Genomic DNA, 5,635 nt, shown 5'->3' on the forward strand with positions numbered 1-5,635 from the left:
GCTCAAACGGCGCGAAGGGATCGACATTTACGATGAAGATACCAATTTCACCCCGTTCAGCACGTCGACCTGATCTAGCTGAGAAGCGCTTTTTTTTCGGCGTGTCGCGCGATCAACAAGAAAGCTAACGCAAAAACGACAATCAGAGCCGGCATCGTCCACCCCTGATCTGCGACATATTCGCTATAACCGTCGATGATAAAATAGCTGCTGAATTGGACAATTACCGCCAACAACGAAACCAGGAACAGGCGAACCGCTACCCGCTTTCGCATCAGCAAGACAATGGCGGCTACAAATCCGGCGAACACGGCAACCGCGAAGGCCGCTGTAACCCAGGTTGGTTGTGAAGCCAGAAGGTCCTGTTGCTGTTGTGGCAATGAAGCAAATTGCTCAGCGCTCATCAGAACCTGTTGAATATAGGCAAATACGCCCAGTGCGTTCCAGACCAGAGCCACTGCGCTTGCGACCCAGAACCAGATAGGCGCCTTTGTCTTTTGAGTCATATTATGTCCCCAACCCCAGAAACCGACGGACATTGTGGTATTTTGCCGATGAAGTATCAAGCGAAACCGGTTAATGAGTGGTTATGTCAATAAGTGAAGCAGAATAAATCAATTTAACCGATGAAACTTTTGTCGTTACGCGGCGTCAATCACATCAAAAGGAGTTAAAGATGATCGGTAGAAATATTCCCCAAGTTACCCTGAAAACCCGCGTTCGCGACGAATCTGTCGACGGAGAGAATCCGTTTCGCTGGCAGGATGTGGACACCAAAGAACTGTTCGCTGGTAAACGTATCGCTGTGTTTTCCTTGCCCGGAGCCTTCACCCCGACTTGTTCGAACGAGCAATGCCCGGCCTTTGAAGGCTTTTACGACCAGTTCATGGTGCGCGGTATCGACGAGGTCTATTGTATTTCGGTCAATGATGCGTTCGTGATGTACCAATGGGGCAAGTCGCTCGGACTGGAAAAAGTAAAGCTGCTGCCCGACGGATCGGGTGACTTCACCCGTCGCATGGGGATGCTGATCAAGAAAGATAATCTTGGTTTTGGCAAGCGCAGCTGGCGCTATTCGATGATTGTCGACGATGGTGTGATCAGCGCCTGGTTCGAAGAGCCGGGTATCAACGACGAAGGTGTCGACAATGATCCCTATGTCGAATCGACGCCGGAAAATCTGCTTAACTGGATTGATCTCAACGATGCGGCAAGCAAAGCTGCCTAAGCGAACCCGGCTAACACAAGCGAGACCGCGAGCGAGAAATTGCTCGCGGTTTTACTTTGTGCGATAGCGTCAGCCCATGGAGCGTCTCAACAGACCCATCATCATGACGGCGCAAATGGGCAAGGCGGAATTTGCCTGGGCGAACAGTTTGCGTAAAAGTCATTATCCACCCGAACGGAACATGGTGGGCGCGCATATCACCTTGTTCCACCATCTACCGCCGCAGGCGCTGGATGAAATCAAGGCTCGGGTTATCGAGCTGACCAGCAGCCTGCCGAATCCGGAGGCAAAGCTTTCCGGCTTGATTAATCTTGGAAGCGGCGTGGCTTATCGGCTGCACGCGCCGCAATTGCTCGACTTGCGGATGGAAATGGCGGACCGGTTCGCCGGATTGCTGGTAGCTCAGGATCAGCAGACCCCAAGGCTACATATCACAATCCAGAACAAGGTGAATTCACGCGAAGCGCAGAAACTCTTCGAGCGGCTTTCGGCCGAATTCGAGCCGCGTTCGTTCGCGATCCGCGGAATCGCTTTGCATTATTACGTCGATGGCGCCTGGCAGAACATTGGCACATGGCCCTTTCGAGGGCGTTAGTAGACCCCGACCTCTTTGATCGGAATGTCGGTATTGGCGAGCTGGTCCTTGTCCAGATTCAGCCCCTCGACGACGGCCTTGCGACCCTGCACGTAGTCTTTGGTGGCGTTGACACAGTCAAGCGCTACGACCTTGCCGTCGCGATAATATATCACCGAAAATTTACGGGATTCCGGATCGCCGCGGACGACATGACTATCATGGCCGGTCGACAGGCCGACAGTTTGCAACTTCAGATCATATTGATTCGACCAGAACCAGGGCACTGCGTCATATTCGACCTCTTCCCCCAGTATGTCGAGGGCGGCGACCTTTGCCTGGTCATTGGCATTCTGGACCGACTCCAGCCGGATCATCGCGCCGTCGGCAAAGGCGTTGCTATGCGCGGCGCAATCACCAATTGCATAGATATCTGCCAGACTGGTGCGGCAATGCTGATCGACGTCGACACCATTGCCGGTTGCGGCGCCGGCCGCGACCAGCGGTCCGGTTTCGGGAATTATGCCGATGCCGACCACAAACATGTCGGCCGCCAGTGTCCGCCCGTCGGCGAGCGTCACGGCGGTGGCAATCCCGTCGTCACCGGTTTCGAAACCCGAGACGCTTGCTTCCAGTTCGATGGTCACCCCGTGACGGCGATGTTCGGCTTCATAGAATCGGGAAAGTGGTTCACCGGCAACGCGGGACAAAACCCGGTCGAGAGATTCGACGATCGTTACCTGTTTGCCCAACTTGGTCAGCACTGCTGCCGCTTCCAGTCCGATATAGCCGCCGCCTACGACGACAACTTTATTGACCGATGGCAAAGCAGCGATGATCTTGTCGACATCGGCGCGGGAACGGACGGCATGAATATTGCGCGCCTGGCTCCCCGGACAATCGAGCATGCGAGGAGACCCGCCTGTAGCCCAGATCAGTTTGTCAAAGCCGATTTCGTCGTCCGATGTCAGGGTAACTTTTTTTGCAACCGGGTCGAGTTTCGACACCCTGCGGCCGGTGAGCAGGTCAATATCGCGTTCGGCCCAGAAGCTCTCGGGGCGCAATAAAATCCGCTCAAACGGTTTTTCTCCCGCGAGATATTCTTTGGATAGCGGCGGCCGCTCATATGGCGGATATTTCTCGTTTCCAATCAATCCGATGGAGCCTTCAAACTTCTTCTGGCGCAACGCGATGGCCGCTTGTGCGCCTGCATGACCAGCGCCAACAATCAAAATGTCGTAGAATGCGTTCATATTTGCCCCTTGATGCCCCATAGTCGGCCTCAGAAGCGCTGTTAGCGCGGATTCTATTGACCGTGCAAGTTTTAGCTTATTTCTTGCTTCCACTTGTTGACCGGACTGGACGCTGTGACTATAGCGCCGCCGTCCAGAGAGACTTTCGTGGCGATTATATTAGTCACAGGGATCCGATGGCGGAGTAGCTCAGGTGGTTAGAGCAGTGGAATCATAATCCATGTGTCGGGGGTTCGAGTCCCTCCTCCGCTACCAACAATATATGGTAGATACCTTGCCATGAAGCGCAATGGATCGGGTTAGATCGGTGCTATAAAACTGCACACGCTCGTTGTGTATGACGTGAATGCTGGAAAACGATTTCGAACTTCTAGCCAACGGTACAAGCCCTTCGGCCTAACTGGCCTTAGCTATATAGACGTCTTCCTGATAGATGTCTTCCTGGTGCCAAGCCGGTGTCTCGGGGCGCGAGAAATGATAGCCTTGCAATTGTGAACAGCCCAGATCACGCATCATGTTCAGTTGGAACGAGGTTTCGATACCTTCGGCCGTCGTCATCATCCCGAGCTCATCGGCCATCGAAACTATGGCCCGGATAATGGCCATACTATCCTTCGATCCTGCCGTAGCCGATTGCACAAAGCCGCGATCGATTTTGATGCACGAGAAGCTCGCACGCTTGAGATAACCGAGAGAAGAATAACCCGTGCCAAAATCATCAAGCACTAGAGAGATACCCAGCGAACGAAGTCCTTCCAGTATCTCGTCTGTATTTGACCGCTTGTCGAGGAAGACGCTTTCTGTCACTTCCAGTTCGAGGCGTTGCGGATCCAACCCGCTGGCCGCAAGTGCACCGATAACGTTGCTGGAAAGCTGCCCGCCTTCAACCTGCAGCGCAGAGACGTTGACGGAGAGTCGTACATTTTCAGGCCATGTTTTTGCTTCTGCACAAGCCGATCTCAACACCCAGGAGCCGATCTGGGTGATCAGGCGGGCTTCCTCGGCAATAGGAATGAAAATTTCCGGAGAAATCTTGCCCCGGGTCGGATGATCCCAGCGCAGCAGCGCCTCATAGGCTACTACCTCTTCGCTCTTGGCATTGACGATTGACTGATAAGCGATGGAAAGCTCGCCATTGATCAGGGCCGTGCGCAAATCTGCCTCGAGAATATGCCTTTCGTCGGCGTCGAGCTGCATGAACTGTTTATACCGTACATGGCAACCGCGGCCGGCTTCTTTGCCGTGATACAAGGCCAGGTCAGCACAACGCGTTAACTCGGGGACAGTTTTACCATCTTCCAGGCCAACGGCAACGCCGACGGTTGCACCGATATTTACAGACGTACCGTTGATGGTATAGGTTTCACTGAGTTTTTCGATAAGCATATCTGCGAACCGGGCGAGATCTGTGTCACTTCCGATATCGGGTATCACCAAAGCAAATTCATCACCGCCGAGACGGACTGCGGTTGCATCTCCGTCTCCAGATTTTCCCAATTGTTCGGCGACCTGACACAACAGCTGATCGCCAATCTCATGGCCATATGTGTCATTAACTGCTTTGAAACGGTCCAGGTCAATCAGCATCACGGCACAGCGCTTTCCCGCACTTCCGGCATTTTCCAGCGCGTCTGATAACAGCACTTGATAATGTCCGCGATTTGCCAGCCCGGTCAGCAGATCATGTTTGGCCGCATAGGACAATTTGGCATTGGCTTCGCTGACTTCCCGCCGACGGCGGCGAAAGAAAACGGTGGAAAAGAACATCATGCCCATCAAAATCAGGGCAAAAAACAGCAATATGCTTATATACCGCAGCTTCGTCTCCGATTTGGACAATTCCATTTCGCGTTGGGTCTGCTTGGCTTCCAGTTTTGATATTCTCAGCTCCCGATTTGCGTCATCAAACTGGGCAGCGAGAAGGGAAGCATTGGTTGAAGCTGCAAGGTCGCGGCTATTGTCGTTGAGACGTTTGAATGCCTCAAGATGTGATAGCGCTTCTTTGGCTTTTCCAACTTTTTTGAAAAGTTCGAAAGCGGTTTCGTGATAGTCCCGATAATCCATGGTTGTGGTGGAGACATCCGCGTTCGCAAACGTTCGGCGGATATAATTCTCGGCCGGGCCAAGTTTGTTTTGAGCAAAGGCTACCTGTGCCTTGGTGCCCCATAGAAAGGGCACCCAATCTGCTGCAGCGCCTCTCGCCATTCGTAGTCCCTTGTCGGCAGTCCGGTCAGCCTTCGTATATTGGTTTTGAGCAAATTGCGCGAATGCCACGTTGTTCAGAATTCTGGTTTGCAATAATGGGCTGTTCATCTCGCGGGCAATGACCAGAGCGGATTCAAATTCCCGTTCCGCTTCACCAAATTTACCCATATCGCGCAACGCATTGCCGCGATTATTATGGGAAGAAAGGTTAAGTGCAGGGTCATTGCCATAGACCGATTCGGCCTGTGCGTAATATTTCAGTACGCGGGGATAGTCACCGGCTTCATAATAAATGGAACCGATATTGTGCAGGATAATAGCCTGACTCCGCTTTTCCCCCAGTTTTTCGTAAATGCGATAGGCTTGGTGCAGGAT

At 52.9% G+C, this 5,635-nt stretch carries 5 protein-coding genes and 1 tRNA gene; 3 read left to right on the top strand and 3 right to left on the bottom strand.

Features of this window, described 5'->3' with window-relative positions; genetic code table 11:
* Window positions 1-74: 74 nt before the first annotated feature.
* Window positions 75-506: a hypothetical protein gene (locus WBM93_RS14030; protein WP_424432486.1), complete on the bottom strand. Its 432-nt coding sequence runs from the start codon at window positions 504-506 to the stop codon at window positions 75-77.
* A 170-nt stretch (window positions 507-676) separates the two neighbouring features.
* Between WBM93_RS14030 and WBM93_RS14035 the strand changes: the two genes are divergently transcribed.
* Together WBM93_RS14035 and WBM93_RS14040 are read left to right on the top strand one after the other, a co-directional pair.
* Window positions 677-1,228, top strand: a complete 552-nt coding sequence (locus WBM93_RS14035) for a peroxiredoxin (RefSeq protein WP_424432487.1) — start codon at window positions 677-679, stop codon at window positions 1,226-1,228.
* Window positions 1,229-1,304: 76 nt separating this feature from the next.
* A complete protein-coding gene (locus WBM93_RS14040; protein WP_424432488.1) occupies window positions 1,305-1,823 on the top strand; it encodes a 2'-5' RNA ligase family protein in 519 nt (172 codons plus the stop codon).
* On the opposite strand, the gene WBM93_RS14045 is transcribed toward WBM93_RS14040, so the two are convergent.
* Window positions 1,820-3,055, bottom strand: a complete 1,236-nt coding sequence (locus tag WBM93_RS14045; protein WP_424432489.1) for an NAD(P)/FAD-dependent oxidoreductase — start codon at window positions 3,053-3,055, stop codon at window positions 1,820-1,822. The two genes, WBM93_RS14040 and WBM93_RS14045, sit on opposite strands and share 4 nt — an antisense overlap.
* Before the next feature lie 178 nt (window positions 3,056-3,233).
* On the opposite strand from WBM93_RS14045, the gene WBM93_RS14050 reads away from it, so the two are divergent.
* A tRNA-Met gene (locus tag WBM93_RS14050) sits at window positions 3,234-3,310 on the top strand.
* 141 nt (window positions 3,311-3,451) lie between these two features.
* Here the strand turns inward: WBM93_RS14050 and WBM93_RS14055 are convergent.
* Window positions 3,452-5,635 (bottom strand): EAL domain-containing protein (locus WBM93_RS14055; protein ID WP_424432490.1); only part of this gene is annotated, 2,184 nt, incomplete at its 5' end.

It is taken from the genome of Parasphingorhabdus sp. (assembly GCF_049667325.1).
Classification (GTDB): domain Bacteria; phylum Pseudomonadota; class Alphaproteobacteria; order Sphingomonadales; family Sphingomonadaceae; genus Parasphingorhabdus.